The organism is Proteus genomosp. 6 (genome assembly GCF_040139785.1).
GTDB lineage: Bacteria > Pseudomonadota > Gammaproteobacteria > Enterobacterales > Enterobacteriaceae > Proteus.
On record NZ_JBEEVJ010000010.1, the window covers coordinates 68,243 to 88,171 of the forward strand.

Consider the following 19,929-nt stretch of genomic DNA (forward strand, 5'->3'; position numbering starts at 1 on the left):
GACACATTCTAGGTTTAACGCCTGCTGTGCAGGCCTTTGGGAAGCATGCTGACTATGGCTACGATTCATGTAGACGGCAAAGAATATGAAGTTAACGGGGCTGATAACCTGTTAGAAGCCTGTCTTAATTTAGGCTTAGATATTCCTTATTTTTGCTGGCATCCAGCGCTGGGAAGCGTTGGCGCTTGCCGCCAGTGTGCGGTTAAGCAGTATCAAAATGCTGAGGATACCCGCGGTCGTTTAGTGATGTCTTGTATGACACCTGCGACTGATGGCACGTTTATCTCTATCGATGACGAAGAAGCGAAGAAATTCCGCGAAAGCGTTGTTGAATGGTATATGACAAACCATCCTCATGACTGTCCAGTTTGTGAAGAAGGCGGTAACTGCCACCTTCAAGATATGACGGTAATGACAGGTCACACTATGCGTCGCTATCGCTTTACTAAGCGTACACATAGAAACCAAGACTTGGGACCGTTTATTTCTCACGAAATGAACCGTTGTATTGCTTGTTACCGCTGTGTTCGTTACTACAAAGATTATGCTGATGGTACTGATCTTGGTGTCTTTGGTGCACATAACAACGTATTTTTTGGACGCGTTGAAGATGGCACATTAGAGAGCGAATTCTCAGGTAACTTGGTTGAAATTTGTCCGACGGGTGTTTTCACCGATAAAACCCACTCATCTCGTTATAACCGCAAATGGGATATGCAGTTTGCACCAAGCATTTGTCAGGGTTGTAGCATGGGTTGTAACATCAGCCCTGGTGAACGTTATGGTGAATTACGTCGTATCGAAAACCGTTATAACGGGACTGTAAACCGCTATTTCCTTTGTGACCGTGGTCGTTTTGGCTATGGCTATGTGAATTTAGCAAGCAGACCTCGTCAGCCTAAAAAACGTTTAGGCAGTAACTGGTTAGAAATTAACGCTGTTCAAGCGACTCAAGCAGCTGCGGATATGCTGAAGAAAAGTCAGCGTATCGTGGGTATTGGTTCCCCGCGTGCAAGCATTGAAAGTAACTTCGCATTACGTGAAGTTGTTGGCGCTGAAAACTTCTATAGCGGTATCTCTGCATCAGAGCAAAAACGTCTGACCTTAATGTTAGATATTTTACAAAAAGGTGGCGTTCATACTCCATCTCTGCGTGAAATTGAAGATTACGATGCCGTTTTAGTGTTAGGTGAAGATTTAACACAAACTGGTGCTCGTATGGCATTGTCTGTACGTCAGGCCGTGAAAGGTAAAGCGCGTGAAATGGCGGCAGCTCAAAAAGTGGCTGACTGGCAAATTGCTGCGATTATGAATATCGGGCAACGTGCAAAATACCCACTGTTTGTCACTCATGTTGATGAAACTCGCCTCGATGATGTTGCTGCGTGGAGTTATCGCGCACCCGTTGTTGATCAAGCACGTTTAGGCTTTGCGATTGCGAATAACATTAACGGTGATGCACCAGCTGTTGATGGTATTGATGAAGCGCTGAATAAACACATCGAAATGGTTGTTCAAGCACTTTCTCAAGCCAAGAAACCATTAATTATCAGTGGTAGCCATGCGGGTAGCGAAGACGTTATCAAAGCAGCCGCTAACATTGCTTTTGCATTAAAAGCAAAAGGTAATGAAGTAGGGCTTTCTTTCGTTGCTGATGATGCAAACAGCATGGGTCTTGCCATGATGAATGCACAGCCACTTGATGACGCATTAAAAATGATGCGTAGTGGTCAAGTTAACACCGTTGTTGTCATGGAAAACGATTTATATCGTCATTTTGATGCCGACGTGATTGATGATGCGATTGCTAAAGTAGATAACTTAATTGTCATCGACCACCAGCAAACTGACATTATGGCGAAAGCACATCTTGTTCTCCCAGCTTCTTCATTCGCTGAAAGTGATGGAACAATGGTGAGTCAAGAAGGCAGAGCACAACGTTATTTCCAAGTTTTCGAACCTTCTTTCTATAACAAAGAAGTGGTGATGCATGAAAGCTGGCGTTGGTTGAGTGCGGTTGATTCACAATGGCATGAAAGAACACTGGATTGGACACAGTTAGACAATGTGATTGAACATTGTGCGACGAGTCTTCCTCAGTTTGCTGGCATTGTTGATGCGGCACCAAATGCGTCATTCCGTATTCGTGGACAAAAACTGGCTCGTGAACCACATCGTTATAGTGGTCGTACATCTATGCTGGCGAATGTGTCTGTTCATGAACAGCGTCAACCAAAAGATATCGACACCCCATTTGCGTTCTCAATGGAAGGTAATAACAGCCCAACAGCACCTCGTCAGCAAATTCCATTTGCATGGGCGCCGGGTTGGAACTCACCTCAAGCATGGAATAAATTCCAAGCAGAAGTGGGTGGCAGCTTACGCTTTGGCGATCCAGGTGTGCGTTTAATTGAATGTGGTGATAATACACTTGGCTACTTCACTGATATTCCTGCGCCATTTAATGCACAGAAAAATCAATGGACTGTCGCACCTTGCTACCGTTTATTTGGTAGTGAAGAGTTATCACAACGCGCTGAAGTTATCCAATCTCGTATGGAAACCGCTTATTTAACATTGAGTGAATCTGATGCCCAAGCATTAGCGTTAACTCAAGGTCAGCAAGCTATGTTTACTTACGAAGGCCGTGAATTCACCTTACCTGTGAAAATCAGTGCTCACCTGACTCAAGGTCAAATTGGCTTGCCGTTAGGTATGGCAGGTATTTCTCCATCGCTGGTGGGTGTATCGGTTCGTCAACTGCGGGGTATTGCATAATGAGCTGGTTATCTCCTGAAGTTACAGAGATTTTACTCACCGTATTAAAAGCCGTTGTGATCTTGCTTGTTGTGGTCACTTGTGGTGCTTTTATGAGTATGGGGGAACGCCGTTTACTGGGTTTATTCCAAAACCGTTATGGGCCTAACCGTGTAGGTTATGCAGGTTCAGCACAGCTAATTGCGGATATGATCAAAATGTTCTTTAAAGAGGACTGGATCCCGAAATTTGCTGACCGCTTTATCTTCACCATTGCACCAGTAATTGCGTTTTCATCTTTACTGCTGTCATTTGCGATTGTACCTGTTAGCTCAACATGGGTTGTTGCTGACTTAAACATCGGTATTTTGTTCTTCTTGATGGTTGCAGGTATTGCGGTGTATGCCGTGTTATTTGCAGGATGGTCAAGTAATAACAAATATTCACTGTTAGGTGCAATGCGTGCATCAGCACAAACCGTAAGTTATGAAGTGTTCTTAGGACTTTCAATCTTAGGTGTTGTTGCACAAGCGGGCTCTTTTAACCTGACTGACATCGTAAACTCACAAGCAAATATGTGGAATGTCATCCCACAATTCTTTGGCTTTATTACGTTTGCGATTGCTGGGGTTGCTGTTTGTCACCGTCATCCATTTGACCAACCTGAAGCTGAGCAAGAGCTGGCTGATGGTTATCACATTGAATATTCTGGTATGAAATTCGGTTTATTCTTTGTTGGTGAATATATCGGTATCGTTGCGGTATCGGGTCTTATCGTGACGTTATTCTTTGGTGGTTGGCAAGGGCCTTTCTTACCATCATTCATTTGGTTTGCACTGAAAACAGGGTTCTTCATGATGATGTTTATCCTTATTCGTGCATCGTTACCGCGTCCGCGCTACGACCAAGTGATGTCTTTTGGTTGGAAAATTTGCTTACCGTTAACGCTTATCAATCTGCTGGTCACTGCTGCAGTGATACTTTACAACGCTCAATAAGGGGTGATTGAACCATGACTTTAAAAGAGTTATTGACTGGTTTCGGCACCCAGGTACGAAGCATTTGGATGATTGGCTTACATGCCTTTGCCAAACGTGAAACACAGATGTACCCGGAAGAACCTGTCAATGTTGCACCACGTTATCGTGGACGAATTGTGTTGACTCGTGATCCTGATGGTGAAGAACGCTGTGTTGCTTGTAACTTGTGTGCAGCAGTCTGTCCAGTTGGCTGTATTTCATTACAGAAAGCAGAACATGAAGATGGTCGTTGGTATCCGGAGTTTTTCCGTATCAACTTTTCTCGCTGTATTTTCTGCGGTTTATGTGAAGAAGCTTGCCCAACAACGGCGTTACAATTAACGCCTGATTTTGAAATGGGTGAGTTTAAGCGTCAGGATTTGGTTTATGAAAAAGACGATCTGTTGATTTCAGGGCCAGGCAAATATCCTGAATATAACTTTTACCGTAAAACAGGTATGGCGATTAACGGCAAAGATAAAGGTGATGCGGATGATGAAGCTAAACCTATCGATGTCAAAAGCCTGTTACCGTAGGGAGCGATATTCATGGAATTTGCATTTTACATCGCGGGGCTGATTGCCATCCTTGCAACATTGAGAGTGATCACTCATACCAATCCTGTACACGCTTTATTGTACTTAGTGATTTCATTGATTGCGCTCTCTGTGGTTTTCTTCTCGTTAGGCGCCTATTTTGCTGGTGCATTAGAAATCATTGTTTACGCTGGCGCCATTATGGTGTTATTCGTTTTCGTGGTGATGATGCTCAACTTAGGTAAATCCGTTGTTGATCAAGAGAAAAAGTGGCTACAACCGAAGTTTTGGATTGGGCCTGCGCTTTTATCTCTGACGCTATTAGTCGTGTTAATTTACGCCATTAGTAGTGTCACTCACGGCGAAATTGCTGGAGAAGTGATTGGCGCGAAAGAGGTCGGTATTAGCTTATTTGGGCCTTATATTCTGGCTGTTGAGTTAGCATCTGTTCTCTTATTGTCTGGATTGATTGTTGCTTACCACATTGGTCGTGATAAGAGCCATGACGATCTCGTCGAAAACGAAAACGCAGGGGAGCAAAAATGATACCTCTTCAACATGGTTTGATCTTGGCTGCGGTACTGTTTGTGTTAGGTTTTACCTGCTTAGTACTTCGCCGCAACCTGTTGTTTATGTTGATCGGACTAGAAATTATGATTAATGCAGCTGCACTGGCATTTGTTGTCGGTGGTAGCTTTTGGGGTCAAACAGATGGTCAGATAATGTATATCATGGCAATCAGTTTGGCGGCGGCAGAGGCAAGTATTGGTCTGGCATTGTTGTTACAGCTTCATAGACATCGCCAAAACATCAATATTGATACAGTCAGTGAGATGCGCGGATGAATATACTCTATTTAACCATTCTGCTACCACTGCTGGGATTTTTACTGCTCGCTTTCTCGCGTGGTCGTTGGTCTGAAAACGTATCAGCATGGATTGGTACAGGTTCTGTTGGTCTATCTGCCCTTGTTGCACTTTGGGCAGGTATGGATTTCTTTGCTAATGGGCAAGAAACGTATGTTCTGACTTTATGGAACTGGATGTCAGCAGGGAATTTCAATATTCCGTTTACACTGGTTCTTGATGGTCTTTCATTAACCATGCTGGGTGTGATTACCGGTGTTGGCTTCCTTATTCATATGTATGCATCTTGGTATATGCGTGGCGAAGAAGGGTATTCTCGCTTCTTTGCTTATACCAACTTATTTATCGCAAGTATGGTTGTCTTAGTACTGGCTGATAATATGATGCTGATGTATATGGGGTGGGAAGGGGTTGGTCTATGTAGTTACCTGCTAATTGGTTTCTATTATAGCAATCCTGCTAATGGCGCAGCTGCGATGAAAGCGTTTATCGTAACGCGTATCGGTGATGTGTTCTTAGCTATCGGTATGTTTATCCTATTTGACCAATTAGGTACATTGAGCTTCCGTGAAATGGCAGTACTTGCTCCTGAGCAATTAGCAGTAGGATCAAGCGTCATTAACTGGGCAATGTTAATGGTATTAGGCGGTGCAGTCGGTAAATCAGCACAGCTTCCATTACAAACATGGTTAGCGGATGCGATGGCAGGCCCTACACCAGTATCTGCATTAATCCACGCCGCAACGATGGTTACGGCAGGTGTATATTTGGTTGCACGTAGTAACGCGCTATTCTTAATGGCACCTGAAGTACTTGAATTAGTCGGTATTATTGGTGCAGTCACATTAGTGTTAGCGGGCTTTGCGGCTTTAGTACAAACCGATATCAAACGTATTCTTGCTTATTCAACCATGAGCCAAATTGGTTATATGTTCTTGGCTTTAGGCGCTCAAGCATGGGATGCGGCAATTTTCCACTTAATGACTCACGCTTTCTTTAAAGCATTACTGTTCTTATCTGCAGGCTCTGTGATTGTTGCCTGCCACCACGAGCAGAATATCTTTAAGATGGGCGGATTACGTAAGAAGATCCCATTTGTTTACGCCTGTTTCCTAATTGGTGGTGGCGCATTAGCGGCATTACCACTGTTAACAGCAGGGTTCTTCAGTAAAGATGAAATCTTATGGGGTGCGTATTCAAACGGGCATTTTAACTTAATGCTTGCAGGTTTAGTTGGTGCGTTATTTACGTCACTTTATACCTTCCGTTTGATTTTCATCGTATTCCATGGTGAAACCAAAACCGAAGCACACCAAGTTAAAGGGTTTACACATACTTTCCCATTAGCGGTATTAGCACTGTTATCAACATTTATCGGTGCGTTAATTACTCAACCGTTAGGTGCTGTTTTCCCTGAAGGAAGCGCATCGCATGAGGGTAAATATGTATTAGAAGCGCTTTCTGGTGTGGTAGCGATAGTAGGCGTTGCCATTGCAGCATGGTTATACCTGAAACAGCGTCAATGTGTTTCTAAGGTTGCTAATACTCGTACAGGTCGTTTCTTCTCAACATGGTGGTTCCATGCTTGGGGATTCGATGCACTGTATGAAGTGCTGTTTGTCAAACCTTATAAAGGGGCGGCGTGGCTTATCCAAAATGATCCTGTTAACCAATTCTTTAATCTATTCGGTTGCCTGCTTAAAGGCACCAATAAAGGGTTAAGTTTCAGTGAGAATGGATTGGCACGTTGGTATGCGGCTTCTCTCGGTTTAGGTGCAGTGCTGGTTATCGCTCTGCTGCTTCTGGTTTAATTAAGGGACACATTGCGCCATGTTATTACCCTGGCTAATACTTATTCCCTTCATCGGTGGCCTGCTAAGTTGGCAGGCTGAACGAATCGGCTCGCAAGTCCCTCGCTGGGTTGCGTTGCTGACGATGGGATTAACACTCGTTATTTCTGTGCAACTTTGGTTGCAAGGCGATTATCAACTACTTAGTGCTGATGGAGCACCACGTTGGACAGAGTTTTTCTTTGTGCCGTGGATCCCTGCTTTAGGGATTAATATCCAATTTGCACTTGATGGTATGTCATTGCTGATGACTGTATTAACTGCGATTTTAGGTATCTTAGCGGTACTTTCATCGTGGAATGAAAATCAGCCATCACAAGGTGCTTTCCATTTTAACCTGCTGTGGATTTTAGCTGGTGTGATGGGGGTATTTTTAGCGACTGACCTGTTTTTATTCTTCTTCTTCTGGGAAATGATGTTGATCCCAATGTATTTCCTGATTTCTTTATGGGGACACAAAGGAAGTAGTGATAAAAAACACGTTAGTGCAGCAACAAAATTCTTTATCTATACACAGGCAAGTGGTCTGTTAATGTTGCTGGCCATTATCGGTCTTGCGGTTGCTTTCTACCGTGAAACGGGTATTTGGACGTTTAATTATGACACCTTATTACAAGCACATACGGTATTAGGCTCTGAACTGCAATTTATTCTGATGTTAGGTTTCTTCGCGGCATTTGCAGTAAAAATGCCTATTGTACCTGTACATGGCTGGTTAGCGGATGCTCACGCAGAAGCACCAACAGCAGGCTCTGTTGACTTATCAGGTATTTTGCTAAAAACAGCGGCTTACGGTCTATTACGTTTTAACTTACCACTCTTTCCTGAAGCGTCAGCGTTGCTGGCACCTGTGGCGATGTGGTTAGGTTTAATTACCGTATTCTATGCAGCACTGTTAGCCTTCCGTCAGACTGATATCAAACGTCTTGCGGCTTACAGTAGTATTTCTCACATGGGCTTTATCGTGATTGCGATTTATGCCGGCTCTGTATTGGCTTACCAAGGTGCGATTATTCAAATGATCACCAACGGTTTGTCAGCTGCGGGTTTATTTATCATGTGTGGCATGCTGTATGAGCGTTTAGGTACGCGTGATATGAACCAAATGGGTGGATTGTGGAAAAGCATCCGTTTCTTACCTGCGTTTTCACTGTTCTTTGCGGTTGCCTCTTTAGGTATGCCAGGAACAGGTAACTTCGTGGGTGAGTTTATGATCCTGTTTGGTACTTATGGTAACTTTAAGCTGATCACCATTATTTCGGTCTTTGGTTTAGTCTTTGCTTCTGTCTACGCGCTGTGGATGATGCAACAGGCTTACTATGGTTCACCGAAAACAGCTGAAAGAACCTATAAAGGGTTAGATCTGAGAGAATTCTTTATCCTGATCACATTGGTTGTTTTACTGGTTATTTTGGGCTTCTTCCCACAACCTGTATTAGACACATCAATATCAGCGATGGAAAATCTCCAGACTTGGTATTCCGCTTCTATTTCAACAGTAAGGCCGTAATTCGCCATGACAATAACTCCTGAACAATTGATCGCAATGCTACCGCTATTGATCGTCGGATTGACGGTGGTGGTTGTGATGCTGTCCATTGCATGGCGACGCGATCATTTTACCATTGCCACTTTGACAGCTACGGGTTTCATCATTGCGCTGGGCTCGCTCTATTACGTTAATGCATTAGGCGTAGTGGACGTGACCACGCTTTACCACGTTGATGGATACTCAAGCTTCTTTACTGCACTAGTGATCCTTTCTGGTATTGGCACTATTGCTTTTGCTTATCCTTGGTTAGAAGGCTATCAAGATAACAAAGAAGAGTTTTACTTGCTGATTGCGATTGCGGTAGTCGGAGGGATTTTACTCTCGTCTGCTCATCACTTCGCATCGATGTTTATTGGTATTGAATTACTGACATTACCGCTGTTTGGTCTTATCGGTTACGCATTCCAACAACGTCCATCACTGGAAGCAGGTATCAAATATATGCTGCTGTCTGCGGCAGCCTCTTCTTTCTTACTATTTGGTATGGCACTTCTTTATGCAGAAGCAGGGGGGCTCTCCTTTGCTGCAATGGGACAAAGTTTAAGTGATAGCAATATCCATAAACCATTAGTACTTGCAGGTTTAGGTATGATGTTAGTGGGAATTGGATTTAAATTATCTTTATTCCCATTCCAATTATGGACACCCGATGTTTACCAAGGTGCACCAGCACCAACGGGTGCGTTCTTAGCGACGGCAAGTAAGATTGGTATTTTTGCTGTTGTTATGCGTTTATTCCTTGAAGCGCCAGCTGCGGATAGTGAAACCTTACGAATGATCTTAGGTTTCATGGCAATTGCCTCTATCTTGTTTGGTAACATCATGGCGTTAACGCAAAAGAGCGTAAAACGCTTATTGGGTTACTCTTCCGTATCACACCTTGGTTATCTACTCGTGGCATTAATTGTGCTGCAATACAGCCCTGTATTAGCACAAGAAACCGCTGAAATTTATTTAGCTGGTTACTTGTTTGCAAGTCTCGGGGCGTTTGGTGCTATTGCAGTAGCGTCAAGTCCTTATCGTGAAAGCGAAATGGATTCACTGGAAGATTACCGCGGATTATTCTGGCGCCGTCCTGTTGTGGCTGTGGTGATGTCACTGATGATGCTATCACTGGCAGGTGTACCAATTACATTAGGTTTCATTGGTAAACTGTATGTCATCATTGCGGGCATTAGCTCAAGCTTATGGTGGTTAACAGGTATGGTTGTGTTAGGTAGTGCGATTGGCTTATTCTACTACCTACGTGCTGCGGCTATTGTCTTTTTACGCAAACCAGACAATGACAACACTCCTGCGATTTCTACAACATCACAAAATATGGCAACATTTGTTGCGTTAATCTGTGCAGTTGTTGTGATTGCCTTAGGTGTATGGCCACAACCACTGATTGAATTAACGAATTTTGCGATTATTGCACCCGCAATCAACTAATCGTAATAACGTATCGTTAAATAATAAAACGGCTCTTTTATAGAGCCGTTTTTAATTATTATTGATAAATATTTATTTTGTCTGCGCTCTCATAATATAAAGAGAAATCATCTAAAAATGAGAAGATAGGAATAATAATCTCTTCATTTAATAAGCTGTTATTTTCTAATGTTGATATTTTTAAGGCTATTTCCCGCCAACTTTCAGATAGAAATGTTAACTGTTTAATCAATATATGAAGAAAGTAATCAATATCCATAATATTATAATGATGTTTCATATTTAATAATATTTTTTGCTGCTTAGCTTTTAATTGATGAAGGCTCTTTATTTGTGATAAATAAAGCGAAGTAAGTTGATGCCGAGTTTCAACAACTTTACTATAAGAAAACCCAGAGTCTAACGTAGAAAATAAATTACTCAGTATTTTTACCAGTGAAGATAAAACATTTTTTTCTTGTGTTTCAATATTAAGATCTTCAATTTGTTGTTGCTGAGGAAGTTTGTTTTTGAACAGATCGAAAAAATTTCTTTTATGTAAGATATCTTCACTATCACGTATGATATCTAACTCATTTTTTGTTGTTTCGGAGGCGCTTTCTAAGATAATAATCTCTTCTGAACAGATTTTAACATCATTTTCTTTATTATAGATAAAAGGTATTACTTTATTTGTGAGGGATTTATTTTTTAATTTATTGATTTCAATTGAAAGTGAATGAGTATGTTCATTTATCATTTTCTCTATTTCATTTATTTCATTTGAAAATATATTGATTATTTCTTTTCTTTTTTTTTCTAATTTATTTTTTATTTCATTATCAAGATTTCCTGTTTTTATCTCATTGTCAATTTCATTTATTGTTTTAAAAATATCATTAAATAAACTTTGCCTTAATCTGCTTTTTAAACTCAGTGAAAAATAAATAATGCGTTCAATATTTTTATTGTTTATTTCTAATAGATTATTGACTTCTCCCTCAAGTGTACTATCTAGATAACATTTACTATTACTTAAAGAGAGAATATTTCTGTGCGCATGAAATAATTGATTATGTTTAAAACATTCTTCTAAATTGACGGGTTTTTCATTATGACTCATAACAATATCCTTTTGTTAATCTTTAGATGAATAAAATGTAGAAAGAGCATCATCAAAAGAGAGTAAGATCTCCTTTGAGTAACCAATGACCATATACCAAGGCGCGATAATCTTTTCTAAGTAAATACTAAATTTAATCAGCTCTAATGCACTGTTAATTTTATTAAAATGTGTTATTGATGCTTCTATTTCTGTTAAGATGGCTTGCCATACATATTCAATATGTTCTAACGCCATATTTGTATCTTCGATAAATAGTTCTATTTCAGATAATTCAATATAGAGTGTATTTAAATGCAAAGATAAACCTTCATAGATATCGATGTCAGCATTGATTTTTTTCACCTTTTGAATAAGTTCATTTTTCTTTTTACGTATGACTTCGGCTTTTGCCCCGAATATTCCACCTGTGATAATAACACCAATAACACCTATTGCTAGCCCTGTAAATGCAAGACCAACATAGTGTTTATATTCATCTTTGAGTATTTCTATTTCTTCAACGAGTAAATCTCGTTCTTCAATAAGTGAACGACTATTATCTGTATAAAACTCATTAATAAATCTTTTCTTGTTAAGAATGTCGTGATAAATAGAATGATGATTAACATTCTGGCTATCTTTGCCTCCCATTATTTTACTTCTAAAGGTAGATAAGCTGTCTTTTATTTTTATGGTCTTATCACGTTCATTTTCAATATCCTCTTTCATACTTTCTAATATATGAATTAATTGTGTTGAAACTTCTTTATCTTGAGATGTGTATCGAATATTTTTTAACTCTTGCTCAGAAATGTCATTAATAATAGTAGATATTTTAGTTAATAAAGGCATTTGACTAATAAATAAAATGACACTTTCACCTGTAGAAGTGATTTCTCTACCCATTATTTCTAAATCAATTGCTTGTTGCTTTATTGCATATTCAATTTGATTCCATTCAAATGCATGCTCCCGTATTTGAATGAACAGAGACAAAATATTATCAGGAGAGAGTTGTGATTCATTTATTTTACTGTAATGAATAAATTTGATGACATCATCTATTTTGTAAGGAAGAGAAAGTGCTTTATTAACATAAGACTTTATTTTTATTAAATCATGAGATGTCACAATACCCGGTAATCGACCATTTTCGATATCTATTCCTAATATTAAACCGAGTGCAACTTTGGGTATATCGGAGGTCTCAATGATTTTATCGACATGTTCATAGATGGTTGTATCCATATAACCTCACTTATGTATGAAAATTTTTATCTTTACCACTTTATCTAATGAAGATGTGTTGGTTATTTCAGAAGTGCGAGTTAATGCTTCTACTTTGTAACATGAAAAATACAAAACTTTGATAAATGACAAAGGTTATAATTAATCAGCCCTTTGATAATTCGTATAGAGACGTATAATCTCCTTTTTAATTAGTTGTGGGTATTTGGAGTGGAAAAGGTTAATCCTGTGTTTTCGACACTGTACGAAAAAGTTAAAAATATAAATCTGACAGCACAAGGTAATCTTTTACATTTGAAAGTCACCTTGCCAGCAGAGGTTTCATTTTCATTGCTCTCATGGCTTGCTGCGCAGTCGTATTATCCTCAATTTTATTGGCAGCATCGTGATGAACATGAAGAAGTGGCAGCCTGTGGACAATTACGCTGTTTCAATCATATTCAAGATGCACACCAATTTTTAGCTGTGCACCAATCGGATCCCTGTATTGATGATGTACGTATTTGGGGCTTAAATGCATGGGATACTATTATTCCTGGTCGTATTGATGAAAAAAATGGCGATGATGCCTACCTTTTTCTGCCACGGATTGAAATTCGACGCCACCAGCAACAGCTTTCCGTTCATCTAAATATGTTGAATGAAGGTGATAAACAAAGCACCTTAGATTTTCTGCAAACTTTAAATCAAGCGCTGGATATTGAGCCGCTTGCTGTTTCTGTGGTTTCGGTGAATCACTCCTTAACGCAAGCTCAGTGGGTCGATTATCTCACTCTTGCATTAGATGAAATACGTCAAAATCATTTTGAAAAAGTGGTACCTGCGAGAGGAACTTGCTTGACGTTGGATAATCCGCTAAAAGCGATTCAATTTATGAAAGCAAGTCGTGATGTTAATCATCACTGCTATCATTATATGCTGGCTTTTTCGCCTTCTGATGCATTTATGGGGTCAACCCCAGAACGATTATATAAACGTGATGAGTTAATGCTGTATACCGAAGCGTTAGCAGGAACGGCTGCCAGCTCTGACAATGAACAGCAAGCGACAGAATTTGCAGATTGGCTGATGAATGACAAAAAAAATCAGCATGAAAATCTGGTGGTGGTTGATGATATTTGTCAGCGATTACAAGGAGGTGTTGAAGGTATCGATGTTTCAGCAGCGGATGTGATCCGACTCCGTAAAGTGCAACATCTTCGTCGTTATATACATGGGAAACTGATTGATTCTGATGATATTGACTGTTTAAAACGACTTCAACCTACCGCCGCAGTATGTGGTTTACCTCGTAGTATTGCTCGCGCTTTTATTCGTCAACATGAACCTTTTGAGCGCCGTTGGTATGCGGGTTCAGCAGGATATTTAGGATTACCACACACAGAATTTGCAGTAAGTCTACGTTGTGGTGAACTGCATGATGATACTCTGACACTTTATGCAGGTGCAGGTGTTGTTGCTGGTTCAGATCCGTTACAAGAATGGACTGAAATTGAGAATAAAGCGGCGGGTTTGCGTACATTGCTAGAAAAAGAAAATTAATTTATTACAGATAACCTCAAATTTATTAAATAGCATCATTAAAACCATCAAAATTTGATGGTTTTATTTTAAGCGCATTTTTAGTGCTACTTTTCAATTAACTATTGCGATTTGTTAACTAATTGATGCTATTCTTTAAGCCACTTGTGCTATTTATTCTTATTCTTAACGATAAAAAGAGTTCATTGAAAATAGAGTGGATGATTAGCCTAAATAATGCACTCTTTGAGTGTTTCTTTAACGATTTATTTAACGAAAACGACTGTTCATTGAACTAGGCTAAAGAAAAGTATTTAGGAACAGATATTATAATAGCAATTGCAGGTTTTCGTTGTTGGGATGATCAATGTCTAATAGTTCGTTTAATCGCCAATGGGCTAAAGTTATACTCGAAGCTTTGACTCGTCATGGTTTACGCCATATCTGTATTGCACCTGGATCTCGTTCGACACCTTTAACACTTGCCGCAGCTACAAATCATAAATTAACCTGTCATACGCATTTTGATGAGCGTGGATTGGGGCATTTAGCATTAGGGCTTGCAAAAGCATCGAAAGAACCGGTTGCTGTTATTGTGACATCGGGTACCGCGGTGGCTAACCTATATCCCGCTTTAATTGAAGCAGGATTAACGGGTGAACGAGTGATCTTTTTAACCGCAGATAGACCGCCAGAATTAATTGATTGTGGTGCGAATCAAGCAATTCGTCAGCAAGGTATTTTTGCAACTCATCCTTCAAAAACACTCTCTTTACCACGACCGACAACTGATATTCCCGCAAGTTGGTTAGTTTCTACACTTGATAATGCGATGAATACATTGGTTCATGGCGCATTACACGTTAATTGCCCTTTTGCTGAACCGTTATATGGTGATGATGTTGAAACATCTACGCCGTGGACTGAGGCATTAGGCCATTGGTGGCAAAGTGATAAGCCGTGGTTACAAGAATCCCTTTTTACCTCTGTATCGACGCATCCTCAATGGGATGTTATACGTCAGAAAAAAGGAGTGGTTATCGCAGGACGTATTAGCCCAGAAGAAGGTGTCGAAGTTGCCAAATGGGCATCTCAATTAGGTTGGCCTTTATTGGGTGATGTTTTATCACAAACGGGGCAACCGTTACCTTGTGCCGATTTATGGTTGAATAATCCACAGATAAAATCAGAATTAAATAAGGCTGAAATCGTTATTCAATTTGGTTCAAGTTTAACAGGTAAACGCTTATTACAATGGCAAGTCGGGTGCTCTCCAAAAACGTATTGGATCATTGATCCTATTCCGGGGCGCTTAGATCCTGGTCATCATCAAGGTGAGAAATTTACGTTATCACCGATGCAGTGGTTAACGGCACATTCTGCGGTTGATAATTCACCGTGGACTAATGTATTAACTAATATAGCCAAACAAACCTATAAAAAAGTCAGTGAAATAACCGATTATTTTGGTGAAGCACAGGTTGCGCACCAATTAGATAAATTACTTCCTAATGATGGACAATTATTTGTTGGCAATAGTCTGATAGTACGATTAATCGATGCATTTGCTCAGTTACCACAAGGTTATCCTGTGATGAGCAATCGAGGCGCAAGTGGTATTGATGGCTTAATTTCAACATCTGCGGGTGTTCATCGTGCAACAGAAAAGCCAACATTAACAATATTGGGTGATTTATCTGCACTGTATGATTTAAATAGTTTAGCGTTGCATCAACAAGTTTATGCGCCTAATGTTATTATCGTAGTGAATAATAACGGTGGGCAAATATTTTCAATGCTACCAACGCCAGAGGCAGAGCGAGAACGCTTTTACTGTATGCCTCATTCACTAAATTTCAAACACGCAGCTGCAATGTTTGGTTTGCATTATGTATCACCAACAAGTTGGGATGCACTGTTAACGACAGTTCAGAAATGCTGGGTAGGGGCGCCAATAACGACATTAATTGAATTAATTGTTGATGATACCGATGGTGCAAAAACATTAAATCAGCTGGTAAAACAGGTAACATCTCATGACTTTAGCATGTCAGCGATATAATACCCATAATGAAGGGCCTTGGTTAGTTTGGTTGCATGGGCTATTAGGTGAGGGTTGTGAATGGGAGCCTGTCATTCAAGCTTGCCATGAATATCCATCACTTGTGATTGATTTGCCTCGTCATGGTGATTCTGCTTCTATCAGCGTGAAAAATTTTGTTGAAGTGAGTACGTTGCTGACAGATACACTAAAAGAGCAAGGTGTTGACCACTATTGGCTAATTGGTTATTCGTTAGGTGGCAGGATTTCGATGTATCATGCGTGTTTTGGTGATACTACGGGATTAATGGGGTTGATTGTAGAAGGTGGAAATCCAGGTTTATATGATGCAACGGAAAGAAAAAATCGCATTGCACATGATAAACGCTGGGCTGAGCGTTTCCGTAATGAACCTATCAGTGACGTATTGACACAGTGGTATCAGCAACCCGTATTTGCCGATCTTAGTGATGAGAAACGCCAATTACTCGTTGAAAAACGTTGTCGTAACGCTGGTTTTTGTATTGCAGAAAGTTTAGAAACGCTTTCTTTAGGTAATCAACCTTGGCTTGTCACAGAGTTGCAGCAACTCACATTGCCGTTTATTTGGCTTTGTGGTGAAAAAGATAATAAATTTCAATCTATTGCGCAGCAGTATTCGCTGCCATTAACGACTATCCCGCAAGCTGGTCATAATGCCCATCAGGCACAGCCTGTTGCTTACGCTGCGGTGATAAATCATGTTTTATCCCTCTTTGGTTAAAGGAACCTAATTATGCTTTACCCGAGCGAAGAAAAATTATATGCACCGATTGAATGGCAGGATTGTTCTGAAGGTTTTGAAGATATCCTCTATCATAAATCAGTCGATGGCATTGCAAAAATTACGATTAACCGCCCGCAAGTGCGTAATGCTTTCCGTCCTTTGACAGTGAAAGAGATGATCCAAGCATTAGCGGATGCTCGTTATGATGACACCATTGGTACTATCATTTTAACGGGTGCTGGTGAAAAAGCGTTCTGTGCAGGTGGTGACCAAAAAATTCGCGGGGACTACGGCGGATACCGTGATGATAGCGGTACACATCACCTGAATGTGTTGGATTTCCAACGCCAAATCCGTACGTGTCCAAAACCTGTTGTGGCAATGGTCGCGGGTTATTCTATCGGTGGTGGCCATGTGCTTCATATGATGTGTGACTTAACCATCGCTGCTGAAAACGCAATTTTTGGTCAAACTGGTCCTAAAGTCGGTTCTTTCGATGGTGGCTGGGGCGCTTCTTATATGGCACGTATTGTAGGCCAAAAGAAAGCACGCGAAATTTGGTTCTTATGCCGTCAATATGATGCAAAAGAAGCATTAGAAATGGGATTAGTGAATACCGTTGTTCCTTATGCAGATCTTGAAAAAGAAACGGTGCGTTGGTGTCGTGAAATGCTGGAAAATAGCCCAATGGCATTACGTTGCTTAAAAGCTGCATTAAATGCAGATTGTGATGGTCAAGCGGGTCTTCAAGAATTAGCAGGTAATGCAACCATGCTGTTCTATATGACTGATGAAGGTCAAGAAGGCCGCAACGCCTTTAACGAAAAACGTCAACCTGATTTCTCTCGATTTAAACGTAACCCATAATGCGAAACGCCAAACTCTATTCATTCAGCCTTCCTGTTGATGCAGGCGTTGTGCTGCGTTATCAAAGGCTAAAATCGCGTGATGGTTTTCTTGTCTGTTTAGAGCAAAATGGCAAACAAGGATGGGGTGAAATTTCACCTCTTCCTGAGTTTAGCCGTGAAACTTTAGAACAAGCCCAAGAAGCCGCACAATCTTGGTTAACGGCTTGGTGTGCAGGTGAAAACCCTGTTTATAGTGAACTACCAAGTGTCGCTTTTGGTATTAGCTGTGCATTAGCAGAGCTTGAAGGTACTTTGCCACAAGAAGCGAATTATCGTGCTGCACCTTTATGTAATGGCGATCCTGATGATTTGATTTTAAGCCTTAATGATATGGAAGGTGAAAAAGTCGCTAAAATCAAAGTGGGTTTATATGAAGCTGTGCGTGATGGAATAGTCGTTAATCTGTTATTAGAAGCCATTCCAGACTTAAAATTAAGATTGGATGCGAACAGAAGTTGGACGCCAGCAAAAGCCGAAGGATTTGCGAAATATGTAAATCCTGCATGGCGAGATCGCATTGCATTCTTAGAAGAGCCATGTAAAACACCAGAAGAGTCACTCGCTTTTTCACAGGCTACAGGGATTAACATCGCTTGGGATGAAACTGTGCGTGATGAAGGTTTTGAAATCAAACCTCAAGCGGGTGTAACAACGATTGTTATCAAACCTACATTGGTGGGAAGTATTGAACGCTGCCAATCTTTTGTTGAACAAGCACATGCTTTAGGACTAGATGCCATTATCAGTTCAAGTATTGAAAGCAGCTTTGGGCTGACTCAATTGGCAAGAATTGCGCAGTGGTTAACGCCTAATAGCACTCCAGGGCTCGATACCGTTGATTTAATTAAACAACAACTTATTCGTCCTTGGCCAAATGTGAATATTCCACTTATCTCTCTTGAACAACTAGAGACAGTATGGCAACAGTAGTTCCATTTAAACAATGGCCGTGGCATCAATGGGCACAACTCTACCCAAATGAAACGGCCATCATTTCAGGTGTTTCACCTATTACATGGCAGCAACTCAGTTGTCATATTAATCACTTAGCTAACAATTTTGCTAAACAAGGTGTTGATACACAAAGCATAGTGTTGTTGCGTGGAAAAAATAATCTCAATCTTGTTTTTGCATTACTCGCTGTTTTTCAATGTGGTGCTAAGGTTTTACCTTTAAATCCACAACTTCCAAAGTCTTTACTTGATGATTTATTGCCTCATTTAAATATTGATTTTTATGCTGATCTGAGTGAGTCAACGCTAGATCTGGATGCGACTTTGCTTGATCTTAATGGTGTTGAGTTTAATAACACACCACGTCAACATAAAAATGAAATAGAAGATGTGCAGTGGGAGCCATCTCGTATGGCAACGCTTATTTTGACATCGGGCTCATCGGGTCTACCTAAAGCGGCTGTTCATACTTTTGATGCGCATCTTTGCAGTGCGGAAGGTGTTTTATCATTAATGCCCTTTGAGAAAGGTGATAGCTGGTTGCTCTCTTTACCTTTGTTTCATGTATCAGGACAAGGCATTTTTTGGCGTTGGTTGTTACGTGGCGCAACGCTGGTGGTGCGTGAAATGCATCCTTTTATTGATGCATTACAAGGTTGTACTCATGCTTCTTTAGTCCCTACACAGCTTTGGCGTTTCTTACAAAATAAAGCGCAACAAGATAGGCAACACTCGATCAGCTTAAAATCTGTTTTATTAGGTGGCGCGATGATCCCCATTGAATTAACGCAAGAAGCAGAACATTGGGGAATTCAATGCTGGTGTGGTTATGGCATGACCGAAATGGCATCCACTGTTTGCGCCAAACGCGCTGATGGTAAAGCGGGAGTAGGGCTACCATTAAAAGGCAAAGGTGTAAGAATACTCGATGATGAAATTCAGATTAAATCAGACAGTGTTGCTTTAGGTTATTGGTTTGATGGTAAATTAAAACCGTTATCACTCACTGCGGATGGCTGGTATTCAACACGAGATAAAGGTGACTTTATCGCTGATGAATGGTGTGTTTTAGGACGCTTGGACAATCTCTTTTTTAGTGCTGGCGAAGGTATTCAACCAGAAGATATAGAAAAAATTCTTAATACACATCCAAGTGTTAGTCAGTCTTTTGTTGTCCCTATTGATGATGCTGAATTTGGGCAACGTCCTGTCGCGGTTGTGGATGCAGAAATTGAAATAATCAATCAATTACCACAGTGGTATCACATCCGATTAGCAGGATTTCAACGACCTATTGCTTGCCTACAACTCCCTGAAAGCCTTAAAAATGGGGGAATTAAAATTTCCCGTAAACAAGTGCAAGAGTGGGTGAAAACTCAATTAGGGTAAATAGT

Annotated in this window: 16 protein-coding genes; 14 read left to right on the plus strand and 2 right to left on the minus strand. The window is 40.5% G+C overall.

The features are described from left to right. Nucleotides 1-45 precede the first annotated feature (45 nt). Genes nuoG through nuoN form a run of 8 tightly spaced genes read left to right on the plus strand, consistent with a single transcriptional unit; the run spans nucleotide 46 to nucleotide 10,014 of the window. Entirely contained in the window at nucleotides 46-2,778 is a 2,733-nt protein-coding gene (nuoG, locus tag ABN212_RS13315; RefSeq protein WP_198619768.1) for an NADH-quinone oxidoreductase subunit NuoG, read from the plus strand. Continuing rightward, the gene (nuoH, locus tag ABN212_RS13320; protein ID WP_006533300.1) at nucleotides 2,778-3,755 is read left to right on the plus strand and encodes an NADH-quinone oxidoreductase subunit NuoH; all 978 of its coding nucleotides are present in this window, start codon (nucleotides 2,778-2,780) and stop codon (nucleotides 3,753-3,755) included. Before nuoG ends, nuoH begins: the two co-directional genes overlap by 1 nt. 14 nt (nucleotides 3,756-3,769) lie before the next feature. Beyond that, nucleotides 3,770-4,312, plus strand: coding sequence for an NADH-quinone oxidoreductase subunit NuoI (gene nuoI, locus ABN212_RS13325; RefSeq protein WP_006533299.1), 543 nt, complete (start codon nucleotides 3,770-3,772; stop codon nucleotides 4,310-4,312). A gap of 12 nt (nucleotides 4,313-4,324) precedes the next feature. Then, nucleotides 4,325-4,858, plus strand: coding sequence for an NADH-quinone oxidoreductase subunit J (gene nuoJ / locus ABN212_RS13330; RefSeq protein WP_109374124.1), 534 nt, complete (start codon nucleotides 4,325-4,327; stop codon nucleotides 4,856-4,858). After that, nucleotides 4,855-5,157 carry an NADH-quinone oxidoreductase subunit NuoK gene (gene nuoK, locus ABN212_RS13335; protein WP_099073810.1) on the plus strand — a complete coding sequence of 101 codons (303 nt, stop codon included), beginning with the start codon at nucleotides 4,855-4,857 and terminating at the stop codon, nucleotides 5,155-5,157. Before nuoJ ends, nuoK begins: the two co-directional genes overlap by 4 nt. Then, nucleotides 5,154-6,989, plus strand: a complete 1,836-nt coding sequence (nuoL, locus tag ABN212_RS13340; RefSeq protein WP_196533816.1) for an NADH-quinone oxidoreductase subunit L — start codon at nucleotides 5,154-5,156, stop codon at nucleotides 6,987-6,989. Before nuoK ends, nuoL begins: the two co-directional genes overlap by 4 nt. 19 nt (nucleotides 6,990-7,008) lie before the next feature. Continuing rightward, nucleotides 7,009-8,538: an NADH-quinone oxidoreductase subunit M gene (gene nuoM, locus ABN212_RS13345; protein WP_198619770.1), complete on the plus strand. Its 1,530-nt coding sequence runs from the start codon at nucleotides 7,009-7,011 to the stop codon at nucleotides 8,536-8,538. A gap of 6 nt (nucleotides 8,539-8,544) precedes the next feature. Beyond that, the gene (gene nuoN, locus ABN212_RS13350) at nucleotides 8,545-10,014 is read left to right on the plus strand and encodes an NADH-quinone oxidoreductase subunit NuoN (protein ID WP_198619771.1); all 1,470 of its coding nucleotides are present in this window, start codon (nucleotides 8,545-8,547) and stop codon (nucleotides 10,012-10,014) included. 58 nt (nucleotides 10,015-10,072) lie between these two features. Here nuoN and ABN212_RS13355 read toward each other — a convergent pair whose 3' ends face one another. Beyond that, a complete protein-coding gene (locus tag ABN212_RS13355) occupies nucleotides 10,073-11,116 on the minus strand; it encodes an alpha-xenorhabdolysin family binary toxin subunit B (protein WP_198619772.1) in 1,044 nt (347 codons plus the stop codon). Between the two features lie 15 nt (nucleotides 11,117-11,131). Then, nucleotides 11,132-12,346, minus strand: a complete 1,215-nt coding sequence (locus ABN212_RS13360) for an alpha-xenorhabdolysin family binary toxin subunit A (protein ID WP_198619773.1) — start codon at nucleotides 12,344-12,346, stop codon at nucleotides 11,132-11,134. 210 nt (nucleotides 12,347-12,556) lie between these two features. Here ABN212_RS13360 and ABN212_RS13365 point away from each other — a divergent pair, with 210 nt between their 5' ends. From ABN212_RS13365 to menE, 6 genes are all read left to right on the plus strand, one after another. Beyond that, nucleotides 12,557-13,888 carry an isochorismate synthase gene (locus ABN212_RS13365; protein WP_349443303.1) on the plus strand — a complete coding sequence of 444 codons (1,332 nt, stop codon included), beginning with the start codon at nucleotides 12,557-12,559 and terminating at the stop codon, nucleotides 13,886-13,888. Between the two features lie 346 nt (nucleotides 13,889-14,234). Continuing rightward, nucleotides 14,235-15,929 carry a 2-succinyl-5-enolpyruvyl-6-hydroxy-3-cyclohexene-1-carboxylic-acid synthase gene (gene menD, locus ABN212_RS13370; RefSeq protein WP_349443304.1) on the plus strand — a complete coding sequence of 565 codons (1,695 nt, stop codon included), beginning with the start codon at nucleotides 14,235-14,237 and terminating at the stop codon, nucleotides 15,927-15,929. Then, nucleotides 15,904-16,671, plus strand: coding sequence for a 2-succinyl-6-hydroxy-2,4-cyclohexadiene-1-carboxylate synthase (menH, locus tag ABN212_RS13375; RefSeq protein ID WP_349443305.1), 768 nt, complete (start codon nucleotides 15,904-15,906; stop codon nucleotides 16,669-16,671). The genes menD and menH overlap by 26 nt, the downstream gene beginning before the upstream one ends. 12 nt (nucleotides 16,672-16,683) lie before the next feature. Continuing rightward, nucleotides 16,684-17,541, plus strand: coding sequence for a 1,4-dihydroxy-2-naphthoyl-CoA synthase (menB, locus tag ABN212_RS13380; protein ID WP_109374133.1), 858 nt, complete (start codon nucleotides 16,684-16,686; stop codon nucleotides 17,539-17,541). Beyond that, nucleotides 17,541-18,512, plus strand: coding sequence for an o-succinylbenzoate synthase (gene menC, locus ABN212_RS13385; RefSeq protein WP_349443306.1), 972 nt, complete (start codon nucleotides 17,541-17,543; stop codon nucleotides 18,510-18,512). The genes menB and menC overlap by 1 nt, the downstream gene beginning before the upstream one ends. Next, on the plus strand, nucleotides 18,500-19,924 hold the full coding sequence (gene menE, locus ABN212_RS13390) for an o-succinylbenzoate--CoA ligase (RefSeq protein ID WP_349443307.1): 1,425 nt from the start codon (nucleotides 18,500-18,502) through the stop codon (nucleotides 19,922-19,924). The genes menC and menE overlap by 13 nt, the downstream gene beginning before the upstream one ends. Nucleotides 19,925-19,929: the final 5 nt, after the last annotated feature.